22 protein-coding genes are annotated in these 18,241 nt (G+C 68.3%); 12 read left to right on the top strand and 10 right to left on the bottom strand.

The window, feature by feature from the left end; genetic code table 11:
- Nucleotides 1-92: 92 nt before the first annotated feature.
- The 3 genes from ACWF9G_RS22715 to ACWF9G_RS22705 all read right to left on the bottom strand — a co-directional run bounded on the left by ACWF9G_RS22715 (nt 93) and on the right by ACWF9G_RS22705 (nt 2,729).
- Nucleotides 93-1,757: a ParB/RepB/Spo0J family partition protein gene (locus tag ACWF9G_RS22715; RefSeq protein ID WP_452517689.1), complete on the bottom strand. Its 1,665-nt coding sequence runs from the start codon at nt 1,755-1,757 to the stop codon at nt 93-95.
- A 129-nt stretch (nt 1,758-1,886) separates the two neighbouring features.
- Nucleotides 1,887-2,258 carry a DUF6573 family protein gene (locus tag ACWF9G_RS22710; RefSeq protein ID WP_452517687.1) on the bottom strand — a complete coding sequence of 124 codons (372 nt, stop codon included), beginning with the start codon at nt 2,256-2,258 and terminating at the stop codon, nt 1,887-1,889.
- 72 nt (nt 2,259-2,330) lie between these two features.
- The gene (locus ACWF9G_RS22705; protein WP_452517686.1) at nt 2,331-2,729 is read right to left on the bottom strand and encodes a hypothetical protein; all 399 of its coding nucleotides are present in this window, start codon (nt 2,727-2,729) and stop codon (nt 2,331-2,333) included.
- 212 nt (nt 2,730-2,941) lie between these two features.
- Here ACWF9G_RS22705 and ACWF9G_RS22700 point away from each other — a divergent pair, with 212 nt between their 5' ends.
- Nucleotides 2,942-3,307 carry a hypothetical protein gene (locus ACWF9G_RS22700; protein ID WP_452517684.1) on the top strand — a complete coding sequence of 122 codons (366 nt, stop codon included), beginning with the start codon at nt 2,942-2,944 and terminating at the stop codon, nt 3,305-3,307.
- Nucleotides 3,308-3,465: 158 nt separating this feature from the next.
- Here ACWF9G_RS22700 and ACWF9G_RS22695 read toward each other — a convergent pair whose 3' ends face one another.
- On the bottom strand, nt 3,466-4,140 hold the full coding sequence (locus ACWF9G_RS22695; RefSeq protein WP_452517832.1) for a hypothetical protein: 675 nt from the start codon (nt 4,138-4,140) through the stop codon (nt 3,466-3,468).
- Here ACWF9G_RS22695 and ACWF9G_RS22690 point away from each other — a divergent pair.
- On the top strand, nt 4,139-5,836 hold the full coding sequence (locus tag ACWF9G_RS22690) for a PIN domain-containing protein (RefSeq protein ID WP_452517826.1): 1,698 nt from the start codon (nt 4,139-4,141) through the stop codon (nt 5,834-5,836). The two genes, ACWF9G_RS22695 and ACWF9G_RS22690, sit on opposite strands and share 2 nt — an antisense overlap.
- Here ACWF9G_RS22690 and ACWF9G_RS22685 read toward each other — a convergent pair.
- On the bottom strand, nt 5,833-7,110 hold the full coding sequence (locus tag ACWF9G_RS22685) for a recombinase family protein (protein WP_452517682.1): 1,278 nt from the start codon (nt 7,108-7,110) through the stop codon (nt 5,833-5,835). The genes ACWF9G_RS22690 and ACWF9G_RS22685 overlap by 4 nt on opposite strands.
- Before the next feature lie 247 nt (nt 7,111-7,357).
- Here ACWF9G_RS22685 and ACWF9G_RS22680 point away from each other — a divergent pair, with 247 nt between their 5' ends.
- The 7 genes from ACWF9G_RS22680 to ACWF9G_RS22650 all read left to right on the top strand — a co-directional run bounded on the left by ACWF9G_RS22680 (nt 7,358) and on the right by ACWF9G_RS22650 (nt 12,420).
- On the top strand, nt 7,358-8,179 hold the full coding sequence (locus tag ACWF9G_RS22680) for a helix-turn-helix transcriptional regulator (RefSeq protein WP_452517680.1): 822 nt from the start codon (nt 7,358-7,360) through the stop codon (nt 8,177-8,179).
- A gap of 132 nt (nt 8,180-8,311) precedes the next feature.
- Nucleotides 8,312-8,644, top strand: coding sequence for a hypothetical protein (locus tag ACWF9G_RS22675; protein ID WP_452517678.1), 333 nt, complete (start codon nt 8,312-8,314; stop codon nt 8,642-8,644).
- A 221-nt stretch (nt 8,645-8,865) separates the two neighbouring features.
- The gene (locus ACWF9G_RS22670; RefSeq protein ID WP_452517676.1) at nt 8,866-9,141 is read left to right on the top strand and encodes a hypothetical protein; all 276 of its coding nucleotides are present in this window, start codon (nt 8,866-8,868) and stop codon (nt 9,139-9,141) included.
- A 252-nt stretch (nt 9,142-9,393) separates the two neighbouring features.
- Nucleotides 9,394-10,824, top strand: a complete 1,431-nt coding sequence (gene mycP, locus ACWF9G_RS22665; RefSeq protein ID WP_452517674.1) for a type VII secretion-associated serine protease mycosin — start codon at nt 9,394-9,396, stop codon at nt 10,822-10,824.
- Between the two features lie 5 nt (nt 10,825-10,829).
- Nucleotides 10,830-10,970, top strand: coding sequence for a hypothetical protein (locus tag ACWF9G_RS22660; protein ID WP_452517672.1), 141 nt, complete (start codon nt 10,830-10,832; stop codon nt 10,968-10,970).
- A 161-nt stretch (nt 10,971-11,131) separates the two neighbouring features.
- Nucleotides 11,132-11,956 (top strand): hypothetical protein, encoded by an 825-nt coding sequence (locus tag ACWF9G_RS22655; RefSeq protein ID WP_452517670.1) that lies wholly within the window; start codon nt 11,132-11,134, stop codon nt 11,954-11,956.
- 245 nt (nt 11,957-12,201) lie between these two features.
- Complete coding sequence (locus ACWF9G_RS22650) at nt 12,202-12,420, top strand: hypothetical protein (protein ID WP_452517668.1); 219 nt, start codon at nt 12,202-12,204, stop codon at nt 12,418-12,420.
- Between the two features lie 197 nt (nt 12,421-12,617).
- Here the strand turns inward: ACWF9G_RS22650 and ACWF9G_RS22645 are convergent, their stop codons facing one another.
- Entirely contained in the window at nt 12,618-12,935 is a 318-nt protein-coding gene (locus ACWF9G_RS22645) for a hypothetical protein (RefSeq protein WP_452517666.1), read from the bottom strand.
- Between the two features lie 23 nt (nt 12,936-12,958).
- Between ACWF9G_RS22645 and ACWF9G_RS22640 the strand changes: the two genes are divergently transcribed.
- Nucleotides 12,959-13,132 carry a hypothetical protein gene (locus ACWF9G_RS22640; protein WP_452517664.1) on the top strand — a complete coding sequence of 58 codons (174 nt, stop codon included), beginning with the start codon at nt 12,959-12,961 and terminating at the stop codon, nt 13,130-13,132.
- 132 nt (nt 13,133-13,264) lie between these two features.
- On the opposite strand, the gene ACWF9G_RS22635 is transcribed toward ACWF9G_RS22640, so the two are convergent.
- From ACWF9G_RS22635 to ACWF9G_RS22625, 3 genes are all read right to left on the bottom strand, one after another.
- Entirely contained in the window at nt 13,265-14,020 is a 756-nt protein-coding gene (locus ACWF9G_RS22635; RefSeq protein ID WP_452517662.1) for a TIGR02391 family protein, read from the bottom strand.
- A 153-nt stretch (nt 14,021-14,173) separates the two neighbouring features.
- The gene (locus tag ACWF9G_RS22630; protein WP_452517660.1) at nt 14,174-14,464 is read right to left on the bottom strand and encodes a hypothetical protein; all 291 of its coding nucleotides are present in this window, start codon (nt 14,462-14,464) and stop codon (nt 14,174-14,176) included.
- A gap of 233 nt (nt 14,465-14,697) precedes the next feature.
- Nucleotides 14,698-16,149 (bottom strand): hypothetical protein, encoded by a 1,452-nt coding sequence (locus tag ACWF9G_RS22625; protein ID WP_452517658.1) that lies wholly within the window; start codon nt 16,147-16,149, stop codon nt 14,698-14,700.
- A gap of 178 nt (nt 16,150-16,327) precedes the next feature.
- Here ACWF9G_RS22625 and ACWF9G_RS22620 point away from each other — a divergent pair, with 178 nt between their 5' ends.
- Nucleotides 16,328-16,696 (top strand): hypothetical protein, encoded by a 369-nt coding sequence (locus tag ACWF9G_RS22620; RefSeq protein ID WP_452517656.1) that lies wholly within the window; start codon nt 16,328-16,330, stop codon nt 16,694-16,696.
- 104 nt (nt 16,697-16,800) lie between these two features.
- Here ACWF9G_RS22620 and ACWF9G_RS22615 read toward each other — a convergent pair whose 3' ends face one another.
- Nucleotides 16,801-17,181, bottom strand: coding sequence for a single-stranded DNA-binding protein (locus tag ACWF9G_RS22615; RefSeq protein WP_452517654.1), 381 nt, complete (start codon nt 17,179-17,181; stop codon nt 16,801-16,803).
- A 406-nt stretch (nt 17,182-17,587) separates the two neighbouring features.
- Here ACWF9G_RS22615 and ACWF9G_RS22610 point away from each other — a divergent pair.
- Nucleotides 17,588-18,241: hypothetical protein (locus ACWF9G_RS22610; protein ID WP_452517652.1), on the top strand; the 654-nt coding region annotated here is incomplete at its 3' end.

Below are 18,241 nucleotides of genomic sequence, written 5' to 3'. Positions count from 1 at the left end.
GTGGCCCTTTCCGGTGCGATGGGTTCAGCGCGCGATGCCGCGTACGACAGCGGGGCCGGGTGCCGTGGTGGCACCCGGCCCCGCCGGGCGGGCTACTTCTTCGCTGCGGCCTTCTTGGCGGCCTTCGCGGCGGCCTGGGCCTCGGCGGCCTCGGCGGCGACCGCGTCGACGTCGGCCGTGCCGAGTGCAACCGCCTCGATCGGCGCGGGCGTGTATCCCCACTCCGTCAGCAGCGCGAGGTAATCGGCGATGAGACCTCGGCGGCGCTCGGGGTTTGCTCCGGCGCTCATCGTCCCCCCGCGCCAGTAGTGCGGCGTGCCCTCGTTGGGCTGCATCCGGGCTTCGACGGCACCGATCGCCATTGCGACCGTGACCACTTGAGCCCGGTCACGGGCTCGGTCGGCGGCGGCCTTGCCGCGCGGCTTCTCGGCCGCCAGCGCGTACCCCTTGGGCCCGGCCAGCTGCTGAGCGAGCGGTGCGGCGGCGTTCTCGCTGATGATGCCCGGCGACTCGGCGATCACCCGCACCGCCCACAGCAGCGCCCCGGCGGGCAGCGTCGGACCGGTCACGTTCTCGCGCACCCAATCCCGGCGGACCACGGTCGCGGCGCGGGCGAGCCCGTTGCACAACCCTGAGCGGCGCGACGCGGCGGCCTTGGCTGCCTTCTCGGCCGCGATCGTCTCGGCGTCCTTGTCCGAGCCTCGGCCCGCGACCGACCGCAAGTCTTCGGCCTCGGCATCGCGGCAGTAGTACTCGGGCGTCCGGACGGTTTCGACCTGCACGGCGGCGGCGTGGTGCTTGCCGCGCCGGGGAACGGCGTGCGGGTCGTTGCTGGTGCGCCAATCCACCGCCCATTCGTCGAGTACCTCGCCGGTGGCGGCCAGCGTCACCCGCTCGCGGTCGCGGAAGTACACCGACCAGTGCGCCGGGTTCTTGATGTCGGCGGCGGTCACCTCGGACCGCTCGGAACCGCGCAGCAGGTGAAGCGGGGTCAAACGGTGATAGTCGGTGTAGAACACGTCTTCGTCGAGCAGCTCGAAACCGCGCGCCTGGTGCTCGGCGAGCAGTCCGGCGCGGGCCGTTTCGGCCTCGTGGTCGGCGCGGACCTGCGCCAGCGTATGCGCGAAGCTGCCGCGCCCGGCGGCCGCGACCAACCGCGCCGTGGCACCCTCGTCCTCGGCGAACTCGGCGGCGGCCGCCGCCTCGGTCAGCGACATCTGTCCCTCACCGACCAGCCGCGCGGCCGCCGTCGACTTCGACAGAGCGCGAACGGCTTTCACATCCTCGATATCGACGGCGAGACGCTTGGCCGCCTTCGTCGGTGCCAAACCCAGATCCAACACGTCTTGAATGGCCTTCGCCTCGTCGGCGGCGGTCATCTCGTGGCGCAGCTTGTTGGCGCGGAACTGGTGGCTGATCCGGTCCAACTCGCTGATGTCGACGGCAACGACGCGCACCGGCACCGTGCGCCCGGCCTCGCGGGCGGCCAGCGTGCGGAGCTGCCCGTCGAGCACCTGCAACGCGCCGTCACTGCTGCGCCGGGCGACCGTGATCGTCTGCTCGACACCGTTTTCGGCGATGTCGGCGACGAACGCGGGCCAATCGGCGATGGTGAGCGCGGCGGCTTCCTTGACCTCGCGAACGTTGTCGCCGATGTCCAGCGTGTTCGGGTCGACATCATCGATGAATTCCCGCATGGTCGGCGCGGCCTCGGCGGCGGGCTGGGCGGCGGCCGGTGTGGTCGTGGTGGTGGTCATAAATCGGTCCTCTCCTGTACGGTGTTGGGGTTTGGAGGGACCATGCGGGTAGGCACCGCATGGTCCCTCTTTTCGTGCCTGGGCTTGCGTGCGCGACCGGCGGGCCGCGCGCTCGGCGGGCGGAGCGGCTCACTCGTCGTCGGGGTGGGTGATCGTGATGACGGGCGCGCCCTGGTCGTCGGGGCCCACATGGGCGGTGAGGGTGAGCCGGTCGGGCTCCTCGGCCGCATCGGCGCGCTCGATGGCGAATTCGCCTCGGTAGGCGGCTTCGGGCCAGTCGCGCATGGCTTCGCGGGCCGCGACCAGTACCGCCGTGGTGCGGGCGGCGTAGTCGTCGCCTTCGCCGTTGTAGGCGACCGACTCGGTCCACGCGCGGTAGCTCAGCGCTGTCGGGTGCGGCAGTTGCTCGGCCTGGGCGGCGGCGGTGACATCGACCAGCCAGCCGTCACGGATGGCGGCGGCGCGGGTGAATCCGTAGATCACTGCGGCGTTCTCGAACATCTCGAATCTCCTTGTGTTGGTGGCGATTCCGGTTCGGGCCGGGCAGGTAGGCACTGCCCGGCCCTACTGCGGTCAGCGGGCGTCGGTGGCGAAGCGGGTTTCGATGGCGCGCAGGGCCTCGGCGACCAGCTCGGCGGCGCGGCGCATTTCCTCGGCGCGCGCGATCGCGATTCCGCCGTCGACGACTCCGGTGCTCTCGGTGCTCCACGAGTACGACAACCGCCCGAGCTGCTCGATGCGCTGGCGCAGCTGCCACACGACACCGGCGAGCGGGGTGGGCGCGCGATAGTCCCACATGAGGACCGCGCTGGTCAGCGACGCGACCGCCTCGAGGTAGGGCTCGCTGCCGGTCTCGGCGATGCGGGCGGCGGCCGCGTAGCCGTCGGCGATGCGCAGCACTTCGGCGAGCACATCCGAGCGAGCAGCCGCGTGCGCCACCATCGGCGTAGCGGGGGCGGTGTAGGTGGTCATTTCGAATCTCCTTCTCGCGGTGAGGACTTGCCGGGTCCGGCTCCCTCTGACATACTCCACATTACCCCAAGTTCCCCAACTTCCCCGACTTCAAGACCATTTGAAAGGTGTGAGCTGTGTCACTTTTGTCAGAGAATCCGCAGGTAGAGAGCCGATTCGCGAAGCGTTCTCGGTGCCATTCCATAGTTGGGGTAGTTGGTAAACTCCCCGACATGGAGACCGTCCGCAGCACCACGCTCACCCAATCGGGATGGACCAGCACCCTCGACCGGGTGCGAGGCGGTGAGGCGCTCGCGATCATCCAGCGCGGCAAGCCCGCTGCCGCTCTGCTGCCCTACTCGCTGTGGCAGCGCGCGGCCGCGGCCGCCCCGGTGCCCGCGGACAAGCACCAGACCCACACCTCGCACGAGGTGCGCGAGAACCTGCGGCTGCGGCGCGAGGACGCGTCGCTGCGCGGACGGCACACGATGATCACCTGGCACGGCAGTGACGAGCCGGAAGTGGTCCTGGCGCCGTGGGAGTGGACCCGCGGTGCGCTGCCCGAGCTCGGCGACGCCGAACGTCCCGACGAGCAGTAGCCGGCTATCCGCCGGATCGCCTTCGCCGGCTCGGCGCGGGAGGAATCCATATGGATATTGGTTCGCTCGTCGGGGTCTTAGGGGCGTCGCGAGGATGGAATCCATATGGGTATTGGTTCGCATGTGCGGAATTGGCCCAGTTCAGGCCAAGATCCTGCTTACTGGGTACCCATGTCGCTGCGAGCTCGGCGTGGCTCGTGGAACCGTGCTGCGTGCTCGACCGCGGCGGCGACGACCGCGTCGGCGGGGCGTTCGGCCCAGCGGTCGATGGCCATCCGGGCGAGTGTTCCGACCGGCAGCGTCTTCGGCACGGTGCGGGTCAGCCCGAGCGCTTCCAGCTCGTGATGGACGTATTCGGCACGCTCGCCGGCCAACGCACGGCCTGGGAACTGCGCGGCCGCTTCGGTGAGGACTTCGTCGACCGCGGTGACGTGAGCGGCGCGGGCCCGTACGAGCAGTTCCTCGACAGCGTCAGCGATCGGCGCGGGCAGGTAGAAGGTGACGTGGCTGGCGCCGGGAAACCGGCGCGGCTGGGCGTCCTGGTGGGCCAGGCGGACCGCGGCCGCGTAGCGAGCGAGGTCGATCGGCGCCGGGCGGGACAGGAACAACTCGACAACGATCACCGCGAGGCAGTCCGAGCTGGACGCGGGCGCGCGGGCGTCCTCGGTGGCGTAGCGGCGTGGTCGACGGCGCAACAACTCACGGCGCCAGGCATTGACGGCGCGGGCCTGCTGTGGGGTGAGCTTCCCGGAGTTGAACTGCCGGGCTGGTGCTGCCTTCGCCTGCTCGGTCCCCCCGGAGGCTAGCTCGACCTCCGGCGACGGAGTATCCATGCGCCCACGTTACTGGCCTGCGCGGTGGAGGCCCGGGATCGTTCGGGTTCCGCGCGCGGGGGTGTCGGAGCCACACGGCAGAATCTCAAGCGTGCCAACGATCATCGTCCTCGACGCGAACATCCTCGTTGCCTCGCCGCGGCTGCAGAATCCGACATGGCAGTCGCTGGTCGAGCACCGCGACGACTGGGACATCCGGATCGTGGTGCCCGAGGTCGCCGTCATGGAAGCGGCGAAGAACGTACCGGGGAAGTGGGCGAGCACGAGGGACAAGCTGCCCGCCCCGAAAACGTTTCGGGAGTTCGGCCACGAGGGGACGCTGCAGGCGGTTCTCGATGAGGTCGACGCCCAAATCGGTCGTTACGCCGATGATCTGGATGAGCGCCTGGCGGCGATCGGGGCCGAGATCGTCGCTCCGCCGGCGGGGGCCGACCTGATGGGAATCGCGCGCAGGGCCGCCGAGGCGCGCGCACCGTACGGCGCGGGTGTCAAAGACGGCTTCCGTGACACGGTGATCTGGCTGTCGGTCATCGAGCTGGCGAATGAGAATCCCGGCGCCGATGTGTGGTTCGTCAGCAACAACACCCATGATTTCGGCCCGGCCGTGGCCGGTGACTGGACCGGTCCCGGTACTGGTGATCGCGATGATTGCCCCATCTTGTTCCACCCCGACCTGATCGACGAGCTCGAAGGTCTCTACCTGAGCGACCGGGTCCACTACGTCACCAACATCAACAGCCTCGAACGACATCTCGCAGCGCAGTTCGCGCCGATCACCAGCGAGGACCTGCGCGCCCAAATCGACGAGGACCAGCTGATCAAGCAGTTCGGTGCATCTGTGCGGCAGTGGCCGCTCGATCCGTACTTTGCCGCGCTGGATCCGAGCACCGCAACCGCGGTCATCAGCAGCGCGGCGCCGGTGGCGGATTCGTGGGAGTTCCACGACGCTGCTGATCGCTACGAGATGGGCTTGACCGCGCGATTCACTGTCACCGCCGACACCGTCATCGCCTGGACCAGGAGCGAGGCTCCCAATGAGATCGCGGTACAGGAGAAACAGCTCAGTGTCACCGGCGATGTCACGATCGGTGCCGATGGGGCGGTAGTGCTCGAGCCCAGCGTGGTTGCCGCGTTGCCCGATGACCCGATGCGCAAAATGTGGCCCTCACCGGCCGATGTCGTGCGCGCTCAGCAAACGGCGGTACGGGCGCAGAAGAATATCGTCCGGATCCTCAATGAAGCGGGGCCGTACGACAATCCCGCTCGGCTCAAGGCCGAAGTCGATCTGTGGCAGGAAACGGCCGCGGGCGCGAACCGGATCCTCGACTCCGACTCAGTCAAACGTGCCCTCGCTGAAATGGCCGACCGCGCCGCGTCGCCTACCAGCATCAGCCAGGCCCTGTCCCAGCTCGGGGACTCGGCGGCAACGCAGGCCAGCATCAGCCAAGCTCTGTCCCAGCTCGGGGACTCGGCGGCAACGCAGGCCAGCATCAGCCAGGCCCTGTCCCAGCTCGGGGACTCGGCGGCCGCCCGCGCCAATGTCGAGCGGGCGTTCAGCGTCTTGACCAGCTCGGACGGGTACTCCGCGGCGCTGCGCCAGGCGTTCGAGACGTTCCGCCGCGCCAACCATCGGGCCCACGGATCCTCGGCGGAAGATGAGTCGACCGACTCATCGGAGCAGACCACCGACGACTAGGCGCCGTCGGCCTCGTGGTCGGGGCAGATCAACCCGCCCGTGGCGTTGTCGTACCACCCGTGGGCGGTCAGCCAGCGGTGCACCAGGGGCGGTAGGGCTCCGCCAGCTGTGATCATCTCGACGGCAAGGTGTCCACCGAGGATCGGGCCGTTCTCGCAGAGCCTATGTGCGCAGGTGACAGCGACACGATCGTCCGGCTGGCACTTCGCGCAGTGCTTGGTGATGATCAATCCGCCCTCGAATCCAGGCTCCAGATCAGGCTCGAGCCAGCAGTAGCCCAGGTCATCGACCATCTGCTGAGGGCTGTAGTCCCGACCCGGGCGGGTGTTGCAGCAGGGGCAGGGATTACGCGGCTCATGGCGGCGCGGCTGAAAGCGCTCGACAGTCTTCGGGTGCTGGTAGATCCGGCCGGTGCTGCGCCGGGCCCGCTGCGGCCGCGTCCGTCTCGGGCTCGCCGGCTGGGTCACCGGATCCTGGACGGCGGCCGGGGGCGGTGCGTACTGCTGCACGACTTCGGGATCCGGCGGGAGCACCGGCGGTGCGGGAACAGGCCGCCCGGGAGCAGGCCGCCCGGAAGCAGGCGGCATCGGCGCCTCGACCGTTCGCGGCGGCACGGGCACCGCCTCGACGGCGAGCGGTGCAGCGGCAGGCGCGACTTTCGGGCCCGCGGGGGACTTACGCGGGCGTGGTCGGCGGGTGCCGTCGGCGGGGCGTTTGATGTGGCCGTAGACGGTGGCGCGGCCGACGCCGAGGATCGCGGCGATGTCGGCGACGGTGTGCCCGCCCTGGTCGTAGAGCGATTGCGCGTGCTGGACCTGGGCGGCCGTGAGTTTGGACGGGCGGCCGCCCTTGCGTCCGCGGGCGGCGGCGGTGGCCAGACCGGCGCGGGTGCCGGTGGCGATCTGGCCGCGCTGGAAGCGGTCGAGGGTGCCCAGCAGGGCGAGCTGGGCGCGGCCGTCGGCGTGGTCGGTGTTGATCCCGTCGACGAGCGTGCGCAGCCCGATCCCGGCCTCGTGCAGGGCCGCGCCGAACGCCACGAGGGCGCGCAGGCCAGCGGCCAGGCGCGAGAGGTCGGTGACGACGAGGGTGTCGCCGGGGCTGGCGGCGCCGCGTAGGCGGTCCAGGGCCGGTCGGGGTGCGCGTTCGGCTTCGCGGGTCGCGGTGGGCACGGTGTCGACGTGGATGTCGGCGGTGGCGACTCCGGCGGCGCGCAGGGCGGCGATCTGGCCGTCCGGAGCCTCGTCCGGAGCGATGGAGACATACCCGATCAACATATGTCGATAATACCTGATCAACCCTTTTTAAGACATAGAGTTTCCGACGTCCGACCGTTTCCGACACCGATTTCTAACCCTCCGATAAGTGGGCGTTATCGGAGGTCAGACTTTTCCGGTTCGATACCCATCGAACCCGGGGTCGATATGTCGCAAACCATCCCTTTATCGACGTCAACTCGCACCCAATCGAGACACGTAGGTATGCGACGTTGATTCACGTTGGTATGCGGTATAGATTGGCGGCATGGCTCTCCACACTGCCCCCGCGATCGACCTCGACGCCGACGGCGTCTACCCCCTCGTCGGCGATCTCACGGTCACCGTCACCACCAACGCCCGGTATCAATTCCCTCAGGCCGGTGCAGCCTGGCAGGACAGCGGCACTCGCCTGTGCATCACGGACTGGTGGTCCGGCGGCGAATCGGAGCGGGGCCGCCGCGACCTCGCCAAGGACCGGGCGGCTGTCGAGGACTTCCGGCCTTGGACCGGGGGTGACGCGCACCGAACCAGCACCATCGCCGAAGCGTCCAGGATCTACGCAGTCGAGGGCGTTCACGATGCCACCGCGGCGTGGAATGTCCTCGCCGACACCGCCCGCGCGCATCTGGTCTACAACCGCCTCATCGCCGAACGACGCGAACGCGCAGCCGAGGTGCTGCGCGAGGCACGTGCCGAGTTCGACCAACTCGACGGGCTGGCGCGGTTCCAGGGCGGCCACGACCGGCTGCTCTCGGCCGGTACCCGCGTCTTCGACTGGGGCTATGTTCCCGCCGAAGACCTGGCGATCGCCCTGTCCGAGGACGAGATCGAGAAGGTCGTGCGTGAGGCCGACGGCCGGGGGCACACGCCGCTGCACCTCGCGGTCGACCACATCGCCGAGCGGATCGGTGTCGACGTGGCCACGGTCCGCTCGTACCGCCACAAGAAGATGCTGCCCAAGCCGGACATGGAACTGGGCGACCGCGCCGGCTGGCAATGGCGCACCATCGAGGCATGGGTGAAGACTCGACGCGGGCAAGGCTGGGCCGCTGGCACCTCGACCGATGAATCCGGCCGCCGCCGCTGAGGCCAGGAGGGCACGCGGCCCGCTTTCACCGCCGCGTGCTCCCCGGTGATGATTCGCACCAACTGCTCAGGCGGAACGGGTTTCGCCGCGCACTCCACTGCACCTACGAACACTCAGACAGGAACACCTGCGATGGCATCGAAATCCGCGTCCGAACTGGCCGACGAATTGGCCGGGTTCGGTGAGGAGATTCGGCAGCGAGCAACCGACGAGGCACGCGCCGACATCTCCCAGCACATCAGGGAGATGTTTCTCGGCGGCCCGAAGATTGATCGAAAGGGCTTCGGTGGCGCTACCCCGGCGGACTGCGTCTTCGAGTTCCTCGCCGAGCACCCGTCGCTCCAGAAGGATCCGTTGCTGAAGGCCGCGGCGAAACGCTTCGACGACAACGGAATCTCCGACGATTTCCGCGCGGGCGTCCTCTTCGCCTGCCGACTGTTCGCCGACCCGAACTTCGATTACTGAGCGGCGTCCGCACTGGGCGCCGAGCGAGTGGGCCGATCCCGCTGGTCGACTCTTTGCTGCGACGGTGAGGTCTGTGACGGACTCGGGCTCGGGCGGTGGTGTGGGCGTGCCGCTACAGTGGAAGGCGCTCGGGTATCCCGAGTTCTCGTGTTACGAAATCTCCACTGTCTCTGTCGGATTGCGGCGGCGCACAATGGCGCCGTCGTTCAGGAGGGAACCGAATGAGCACCACTGGAAAGATTCGCGCAGCGATCACGGCCACCGCCCTCGGCGCTGGACTCATGTTCGCAGGGACCGGTCTCGCGCAGGCACTGCCAGCCAACCTGTCCTACGACGACTGCAACAACTACGCCAATCAGAAGAACTGGGAGGCTGAGCAGCGTCGGGATCCAACCGGCACCCAGGCCGGCTTCGACCGATACGAATGTGTGCCCGATGTCACCGATGTCAACGGCAACCAGCTGTACAAGGTGATCATCACTTCCGGCCACATCTAGGCGGGGGCCTTCAGCGCCACTGGCGCAACATCACCTGATAGACCAGGCACGACGAGCCCGGCCGAGAGTGCACCTCGGCCGGGCTCTGCCGTTCCCGCCCGAGGCGCAAGCCGCTGTCCGGATGTCAGCTTCGGTGTCGGTGGGTTGGCCACAGTGATTCGTCGGTGCACGGCGGCGAGCTGTGCATCGCAGAGTCGAGCGGCTGCTCATCGGCGAATCTGGCCTCTTCTTTGGGTGTGCGACAATTCCGCGGTGCGTGGGAGTAATCAGTGGGGGCGTCAGCGGGCGCATGCAGTAATCACTCGAGTAGTACTGGTCGCAGGCATTATCGGGTGCTCGGTAGGGATCGGCGCGCCGACCGCGGCCGCCGCCAAACCGCCAGCGATCGACTTCGGCGCGCTGCCCGCCGACGGAGCACCCAAGCCCTACACCGAAGTCGACGTCGCCAACGCCTGTACCTCCACCCGGACCCGCACCGATGCTGCCATCCCGCCCGCGCAGAACTTCCTGAGCCTCGAGCATGCATGGCAGTTCAGCAAGGGCGCAGGCCAGACCGTCGCGGTCATCGACACCGGCGTGGCCCGCCACCCGCGCCTGCCCAACCTGATCGCCGGAGGCGACTACGTCGCAGGTAGCGACGGCACCGAGGACTGCGACGCGCACGGCACCATCGTTGCGGGCCTGATCGCCGGGCAGCCCTCGACCGCCGATTCATTCAGCGGCGTCGCGCCAGAGGCTCAAATCATCGCCATACGTCAGTCTTCCGGCGCCTACCGGCCGAAAGGCCGCGAAGTAGACCCCAATGATCCGAAGAACGGCGGCGGCGTCGGCAACGTCACCAGCCTGTCTGAAGCCGTTCGCCACGCCGCGGACATGGGTGCCACTGTCATCAACATTTCCGAAGTCGCCTGCGGATCGACCAAGATGAACGACACCAAACTGGGGGCGGCCGTCGCTTACGCCGCCACCGTCAAGGACGCCGTCATCGTCGCCTCCGCAGGCAATACCGACACGAAGACCTGCAACGGCAACCCCGGCATCAACCCACTCAACCCCGCCGCCGACCCGTGGGACTCCCTGGCCGTCGCGGTCACCCCGGCTTGGTACGACCAATACGTCCTGTCGGTCGGCAGCGTGGACCTCAACGGAGCGCCGTCGAAGTTCACCGTCCCCGGGCCCTGGCTCGGCGTCGCCGCCCCCGGCGAACAGATTGTCTCCCTCGACCCCTACAGCGGGGGCCTGGCCTACGCCACCATCAACGCCCAAGGCGCCGAAAACACCGTCGCAGGAACCAGTTTCGCCGCGCCGTATGTCTCCGGACTCGCCGCGCTGGTCCGCGCCCGATTCCCTCACCTCACCGCAGCCCAGGTGATCCACCGGATCCAGGCGACCACCCACAACACCCCCGAGGGCTGGAATCCCTACGGCGGGTTCGGGACCATCGACCCGGTCGCTGCGCTCACTCACGACGTCGACACCGCCACACCGCTCGAGAAGAAGCCCTCGAGCGCCCGCGGCCGCGCAATGCAGCTGGCTGTCCCGCAAGCAGCGCCGGCTCCCGACAACACCGCTCGCAACGTGGGCCTGATCGGTGCTGGCGTCGTGTCCGTCCTCGTCGTGCTCGGTTACCTCGCGAGCTTCCCGATCGTGCGGGCGTTCAATCGCGGCCGAGACGAGGACTGACCAGCATGGGGGACATCGGCCCGATCCGCCGCCGCATCGAAGTCGTTCCGGAGACCCGCCCGGTGCTGCCGGTGCCGACCGAACCACCCGCCCCGGCTCCCGCGCCCGCCCCTGTCCGCCGGGGCGAGCCCGCACCAGCACGGTGACCGACCTCGCTGTCGGCGTCTACGCCGTTCGGACCTTTCGTGTCGACCGAAGCGGGCAGTTGCTGCCCGTCTCGGCTCATCACCATTTCCGCGGCGCGACTGCGTGGGACCGTGGGCGATGTGTTGCGACCTGTCTGGCCTACCCCGGCTCCACTCACCAGGTGCCGGCCGAAGGCTGTGAGTGCGGGATCTACGGATTCACCGATGTGACAACCCTGCAGTCCCAGTACCGGCAGGCACACGGCATCATCGCGGTGATCGCCCTCGAAGGCGCCGCCCTGGAAGGCACGCACGGCTACCGCGCCCAGGCCGCCCGCGTCCTCGCGCTGTGGACCGCACCTGACCTCATCCACGACGCCCTCCGCGACAAGATCGCGGCCAGCCTCGACGACGTCGTCTTCTACGACGACCTCGACACGATGGTCGCTGACTTCCCTGGCCTGCGCCGTACACCGACCACCGACCCGCCGCGCACGATCACCCCGGCGGATGTGTGCGTGTCTTCGTCGCTGCCGCGCCGCCAATTCTCCCGTGCGCTCGCCACCATCGTTAAATGGTGGCTGCGCGTCCTGCTCTGGGTCATCGCATTCTGTTGGTGGCCGGTCTGGGACTACTTCGCCACCAGCTCGAACTTCGACATCTCCGACTACCCGGTCGTCGGCGCGATCATGGCGATCCCACGCTGGATCAGCCAGTTCGCTATCGCGCTTGGTGGTCCTGTGGCGATGTGGTTCGGGTGTCTGCCTGCCGCGATCGTCGGTGCCCTGTACACGTTCCCGGCCGCTCGTCGGTTCGCCAGCCGACTCGTTGCCCCGGCCGAGGGAATGCTTCAGGTGACCGTGGCCGCCACGATCACCGCGGCATTGGTGGATGCGGCATCGGTCGCGCGCTCGCCCATGAGCTGGATCGCCGCGGCCGTGCTGTCGGTGCTGGCTGTGACGGTTAGGCCGATCAGCAGCGCTCGCAGACTGTGGATCCGCGGGTAGTCCTCAACATCCGGCGCACAGCCGGGGGCCGTGGTTCTGCTCCCCGGGTCGTTCCGCTCGACCAAGGTCTCGCGTGTCCCAATTCTCTTGCTCGACCGCCGATTTCGCCGTCCTCGTCGACGGTGAGTCTCGCTGACCCCGATCGCAAGGTTTTCTTTGGCGAACGATATTCGCTGCCCCCTAACGTCATCTGTGTTGAAACACCCACTGGGGGTGTGCCGGCACAGGTGAAGGGGAGTTCAGGAATGAAGAAGCTGGTTACCGGTCTGATGATGAGCGCGATTGCCACGGGGGCGTTGGTGGCCGTCGCGCCCGCCGCACAGGCGGCACCGTACGCGAACCTCAAGGACTGCAAGGCCGCCGCGGCCCGCGCGAACCAGGCCGACGACGACGCGGGCCAAATGGCGAATAGGAATCGCGTGGTGTGCAAGCGTGACGGAAACGGCTGGCGGCTCGGCCGCTAACTCCCTGCGCCGGTCCAGGCAGGGCGTTGAGCATTCGCGACCGCACGTGGTGTCCCTGACCAGAGAGGTCAGGGATACCACGTGCGTTGGCGGCCGACTTTCAAGTCGTCTGGGAACAGATCGTCGATGCTGGTGATCCGCACATTGGCACCGGGCATCCAGTTCGCCGTCCGACTGATGGCGGATCCAGATTTCGACTACTGAGCGGGTTCGTCAGGCCTCGGGAAATCGGATCGACGAATGTCGTCTCGCAGCGCGGACGGGCAGATGTCGTCATCGACCGGCGGCCAGACGATCAGCCTGTCACACACGCGGCGCCGGAACGTGCGGTGATGCCCGTGGGTGGGCCCACACGGGTAGGTCCCGACCAGGACCCGGCCGCCGCTGAGCCGGTGACCTGCGCGGCAGGCATACGGCATCGGCTCGGCCCAGCGGTCGCCACGCACGCGGTACAGCGAGCAGGGTTCGACCACGGTCCGATCCACCATCCACACCGGCGACCAAGGATCGCTCATACGTTCGAGTATGATCCCTGACCATGAACGTGGGTGATCAGGTCCGGATCGGCGCGAACGGCGTCTCGCTGTTCCGCATCGTCGAGATCGCCGACGACCGGGCCCTCATCCTGTCCGTGCTCAACGTGCCTGGTGCGTACCCGTTCTCGATGCGGCTCAGCGATCTGGTGGCCGCGCCGGCTACGGACACTCAGTGATCCCGCTGAAACTCCAGGCAGTTTCGAACGCAGAGAATGGCACCCACTACGACCAACGAAACCGTCAGTCGCCCTACCAGCATCGTCGTATCACAGGGGTAGACGTCTGCCCATCCACCGCCGAAAACGCCGTCAGGCCTCTATCAGCTCGGCCTCTTCGATCCAGCGGGCGAACAGACTCATTGCGCACAACCGCTCCAATGCAGCCTGCTCGTCAAGCTCGACCTCGTCGTTGGGCAGGTGCCCGATCGGGTTGCGGATGGCACCGAAGCACCCTGCTCCAAAATCCATCACTCCAAGGCGCATCGAGCGAGCCGTCTTACCGTCGCTGATGCTGGTGTAGCGCAACCGCGGCTTGTCCTGCTCGGGATCCTGTTCGGAGAACGACTGCTTGACCAGGTCCGTCTCGGAGACATCCCTGCGTCCTGTCTTCTTCTGCAGCAGCGAATTCACTGCCTTGGCCGCCGCCAACACCGCTTCATGGCGGTGCCCGGTAGACCACTGGGCAGAAGCCGCCTTCCACACCAGCGGATGCAGCGATGTCGCTCTGATCTGAGGCGAAGTATCGGTCCCACCGAGCCGCTCGATCAGCTCGTTCTGATAGTCCAGGCGAACGATCAGCCGGCGAACGGCATCCCGCACTGCTCGCTCCGGCTCATCCTCCGCGTCATCACAACGATTCTGCTGAACCCAGTCTGGATACAGCCGCTCGAGGATCGCGCCTACGACCTCCATCAGCTCGACGAACTTGCCACGGCCACAACGCATGACCATGCCATTGCTCACGTTCTCGTACACGGCTTCGGTCTCGCCGAGGAAGTTCACGAGCTGAGACCGGACCCATTCGACGTCAACGCCTTCAAAAGCCATGACGCCATCATTGCTCACCAGCCTCCAACGTCTGTAGCAAATTTTTGACTACCCAACGGCGCGGACAGCGTCCGCAGACCTTCGTTCGCGAGACACTCTGCGGCATAGTGGGTCCCGCAGGTCGCCTTCTGTCACATTCAGCGTGGAGCGCTGCTCGGTCAGCCCGCGTGCCTAGTTACCGCCGAGCATGGCTGCCCAGTAGAACGCGCAAGCGGCTGTCCATGCCGCAACAGCCATCAGCGGCCAGATCCAGACGACATAAGCGACGGCCAAAATCGCGAGTGCTGCGACCAGGATGGCCCACCCGATCCACGTTCCGACGCTGTCGACAAGCCACGCCATACCGAACGGGATCGCGAAGACAAGGGCGGCAGCACCGATCAAGATAATGACGATGCCGACGACGGCAAGACGATCTTCAGAAGATCCAGGTGCCTCGATGAGCAGCAGTTGATGATGCATGTGAAGCAGTCTGCCTGGTCAAGGCTGCGAGTCACACCGGATCGGGCTTCGTCCAAAGCGCCTGCCGCAGACCGCGTGAAGCACTGGCGACTGGGCACCGAAACGCGGCCTCTGCCAGCGAGATACGCCATATCCGCCCGATTTTCGGCGGATACTACGGCGACCCCTGGGTGCGGCGCACTGGTGTAGCCGAATTTCAGGCTTCGTGGATTGCGGCGATCCACTCCGGCAGGTCAGCGATCTCGCGCTCCACCGGGACCTGCGGTCTTGGGTGCGCTTTCGGCTTCGAGGCGTTTGACGTTGTCCTCGGCCGCCGCGAGCATGCGGTTGAGTACCTCGGTGTTGCTCCGGCTGGCCTGCTGCACGCTGGCGAGCGCGGCTGCGTGGTCCTCGCGCAGCTGTTTCCGCTCGGCGCGGGCTTCGGCCCGCACGTCCGACAGTTCCTTGCGCAAGCCGGTGATCTCGTCGCGGTCGGCCTGCGCGCGGGCCTTCGCCTCCTCGGCGGCGGCGTCGAGCTCCCTGCGCGCGGCGGCGGCGTCCTCGCGCGCCTGCGTGCGCACGGTGGTCAACTCTTCACGCGCACGTTCCAGATCGGCGGCTCGCTCGTCGGCGCGTGACTGCGCCCCACGGGCTTCCGTCTCGGCGAGCTGCTGGGCCTGGGCTGCGGCTTCGGCCCTGGTCGTCATCTCCGCCAGGTCTGTGCGCATCTTCTCGAGGTTCTCGCGCACGCGCGCCAGCTCGGCGCGGTCGTCGGCGGCCCGACGGTCGGCCGCTTGGGCCTCGGACTCGGCGCGCTGCTGGGCGGCGGCCGCATCGCTGAGCTGAGTGTTGGTGTCGGCGATGATCCGCTCGACCCGCTCGCTCTCCTCATGGCGAATGGTCTCGATCTGTGTCGTCGCGGCCTGCCTCTCCGCCGCGACGGCGGCTTCGGCCCGCTCAGCGCGAGCCTCGGCGTCGGCGGCCCTGCGCTGGGCATCGGCGGCTTCGTCTGTGGCGGCCGCGACCTTCTGTTCTGCCTCGGTAAGGGCGGCTTCGACGTTCTGCTGCGCCTCGGCACGGGCGGCTTCGACCTGCTGCTGCGCCTCTGCCTCGGCGCGCTCTTGGGCTGCGATGGCGTCCTCGGCCGCGCCTTCGGCCAGCTCGCGGTCCTTCTGCGCGTCGGCGAGCTCGCGGCGGGCGGAGTCGGCCTCGGCTTCGGCCTCGTCAGCGCGGGCCTCAGCGGCCTCGGCGCGGCCTTGTTCATCGCGGCGGATCGCGGCGATCTCGCGAGCGGCCGAGTCCGGGTCGCCGGCCGCGGCGACCGCATCAGTGAGACGACCGACGAGGACGGCGACCTGGTCGCGGTGACCGGCGGCGGTCATCTCGAACTCCGCCAGCAGCCCGGCGATCGCGGCGCGCGCCGATGTCACCGGCCGGGCTGCGATCCGTTCCGCCCTGGGCTCCTGGTCGACCGCGGCCAGTTTCCAGTTCTTCTTGCGGTTGAACGCGTTCACGCGGGTGTGAGCGACCTGCTTCCCGGTCTCTGGATCGAAGTGCTCCTCGCCGCAGTAGTCGCGCTTGCGGCCCCGGCCCCCTGCCTCATCCAGCGGCTGACCGCATTCCTCGTTGGCCGTGACGGGAAAAATGCAGGTTCGCGCCGCGGCGGCGGTCGTCGACGCGGCCGGGGCGTCGGGCTGTTCACTCATGCGTCGACTCTATCAGAATTCCGTTTTCGTATAAAACGTTTCTGTTATTTTGTTTTTGTTTTAAACGTTTTGAACGTAAACGAATATCGAGTGTCGGAAAATGTCGCGTTGGGTTACCGACGTTCGCCGCGCCGCGGACCGCCCCCGGGCTGTCGGTGGCCTTCGGCACACTGTCGACATGACGAATCTGTGGGTGGAGTTGCAGGTCGGCGGCTGGGTTCGCGCCGATCAGATCGGTGAGATCGACACGCGCGAGGTCTTTGGGAGCGCCTCGGGGAGGCGCGTCCCGGCCGGGGGCACTGTGTCGTCGGCCGGGTGGGCGGTGGTGGTGCGGATGGCCTACTCGGCCGGGTCGTGGAATGACGACGGCGGCGATCTCGGTCCGCGTGAACGCGAAGTGGCCACGCTCGCGGACCAGGCGACGGCGAAGGCCGCGGCGCGGCAGCTGCTGTTCGCACTGGCGCAGGGAGGCCGGGACGACGCCGCGGTGCTGCGGTTGTCACGTGACGGCGAAGTGGCCTACGACGAGGTCGTGCGCGTGCGCTGACCGGGGTCGTCCCCGCCGCGACCGACTTCGGCGGCGGCCTGCCGACGTCGTTGTCGGGGGCGGGAACGGTGAGGGCCCGGCCTGGCCGGGCCCTCGGTCCCGCGTCAGGCCACCGCGGGGCGCGGGGCGCGGCTGACGACGGCGGTCTGGGTCGACAGGTCGACGGTGACGGTGTCGGCGGTCAGTTCCAGCGAGGCGCGGGCTGCGCCGTCGCGGCCGGTGTAGGCGTCGGCGGTGAGGCGGGCGCCGGTGACGGTCACCTTGGTGCCGACGCCGATCGTGCCGACGGTGTTCTCGGCGAGCTTGCGCCAGGCGGTGACCCGGATGGCGGTGGTGTGGGTGTCGACCCATTCGCGGCGGTCTTCGTCGTAGCGGCGGGCGTTGGCGATCACCGTGAAGTTGGTGACCGGGGTGCCGTCGCCGGTGAGGCGAAGCTCGGGGGTATCTGCGAGGTGGCCGGTGATCTCGACGCGGACGGCGTTCATGGTGGGCTCCTTCGGGGGTCGGACCTTTGTGGTCCGGGTGGCTTCCGTTTCCGGGGTGGACACGGGTTGCGGGAGCCGTGCGGGTGGGGTGTTGTCCGGGCTCGGAGCGCAGCGACGACATGCCTCGGCCTGGACGATTCCCTGCTCGGGCGGCCATCGTGGCCAGGGGTCGCATCGGTGACGGGTGCCATTCGGGCGCAGGGTGAACCTCGGGGCCTGACCGTGAACGCCGTCCGCGTCGAGATCGCCGGTCCGCTCCCCCGTCGGCTTCGCCGATCCGACTGCGGCACTGCCGATTCCGCGGTGACGGCCAACGCTCACCGCTACGACGCAGGCCGCTCACCTGGGAAGACGCGCGGACAGACGTCGCCAGAGGGCCGTAGCTTGCCGTATTGTTCGAACGTATGTGCGAACAGATCGGCGGGCGGTGAGCGTTCCGGTGCGCCGGGCCAGTGCTCTGGATCCGGCGCTGGCGGGCCGATCGCGCACCGAGCAGCTGGCCGAACTACGCGGCCGCATCGCCAAGGTCGACGGCCGCATCGGCGCGTCCCCGCGCGCCGACGTGCAGGCGGCCGACGTGCTGGCGGTTCCCGGCGCTCTCGGCGACGTGCTGCCCGCTGGCGGCCTGGTGCGCGGGACGACGGTGCGGTGCGGGCGGGGCAGCGTGCTGACCGGCCTGCTCGCCGCGGTCACCGGCGGCGGCCGCCCGGCTGCTGTCGTCGGTGGTGCCACGCTCGGTCTGCTGGCCGCGCACGAGATGGGCGCCCGGCTCGATCGTCTGTTTCTGGTCGACCCGGCGCGTGGCGACCCGGGTGAGGTCGCCAGCGTGCTTCTGGACGGGCTGGACTTGGTCGTGCTCGACGTCGACGATCTCGCGGTGCCGCCGTCACGCTGGAAGGTTCTCACCGCGCGGGCCCGCGCGAGCGGGAGCGTGCTCATCGTCTCCGGACGGCGGGTGCGCACGCCGGGCACGAACCTGAGCGTGGACGCGCACCCGATCGGCTACAGCGGCCTACGTCGCGGCCGCGGCCGCGTTCAGGCTGTGCACCTGGCGGTGACG

It is taken from the genome of Nocardia sp. NPDC055029 (assembly GCF_053608525.1).
The sequence above is the reverse complement of the archived record's forward strand: the minus strand, read 5'-3'. Positions and strand labels throughout refer to the sequence as shown.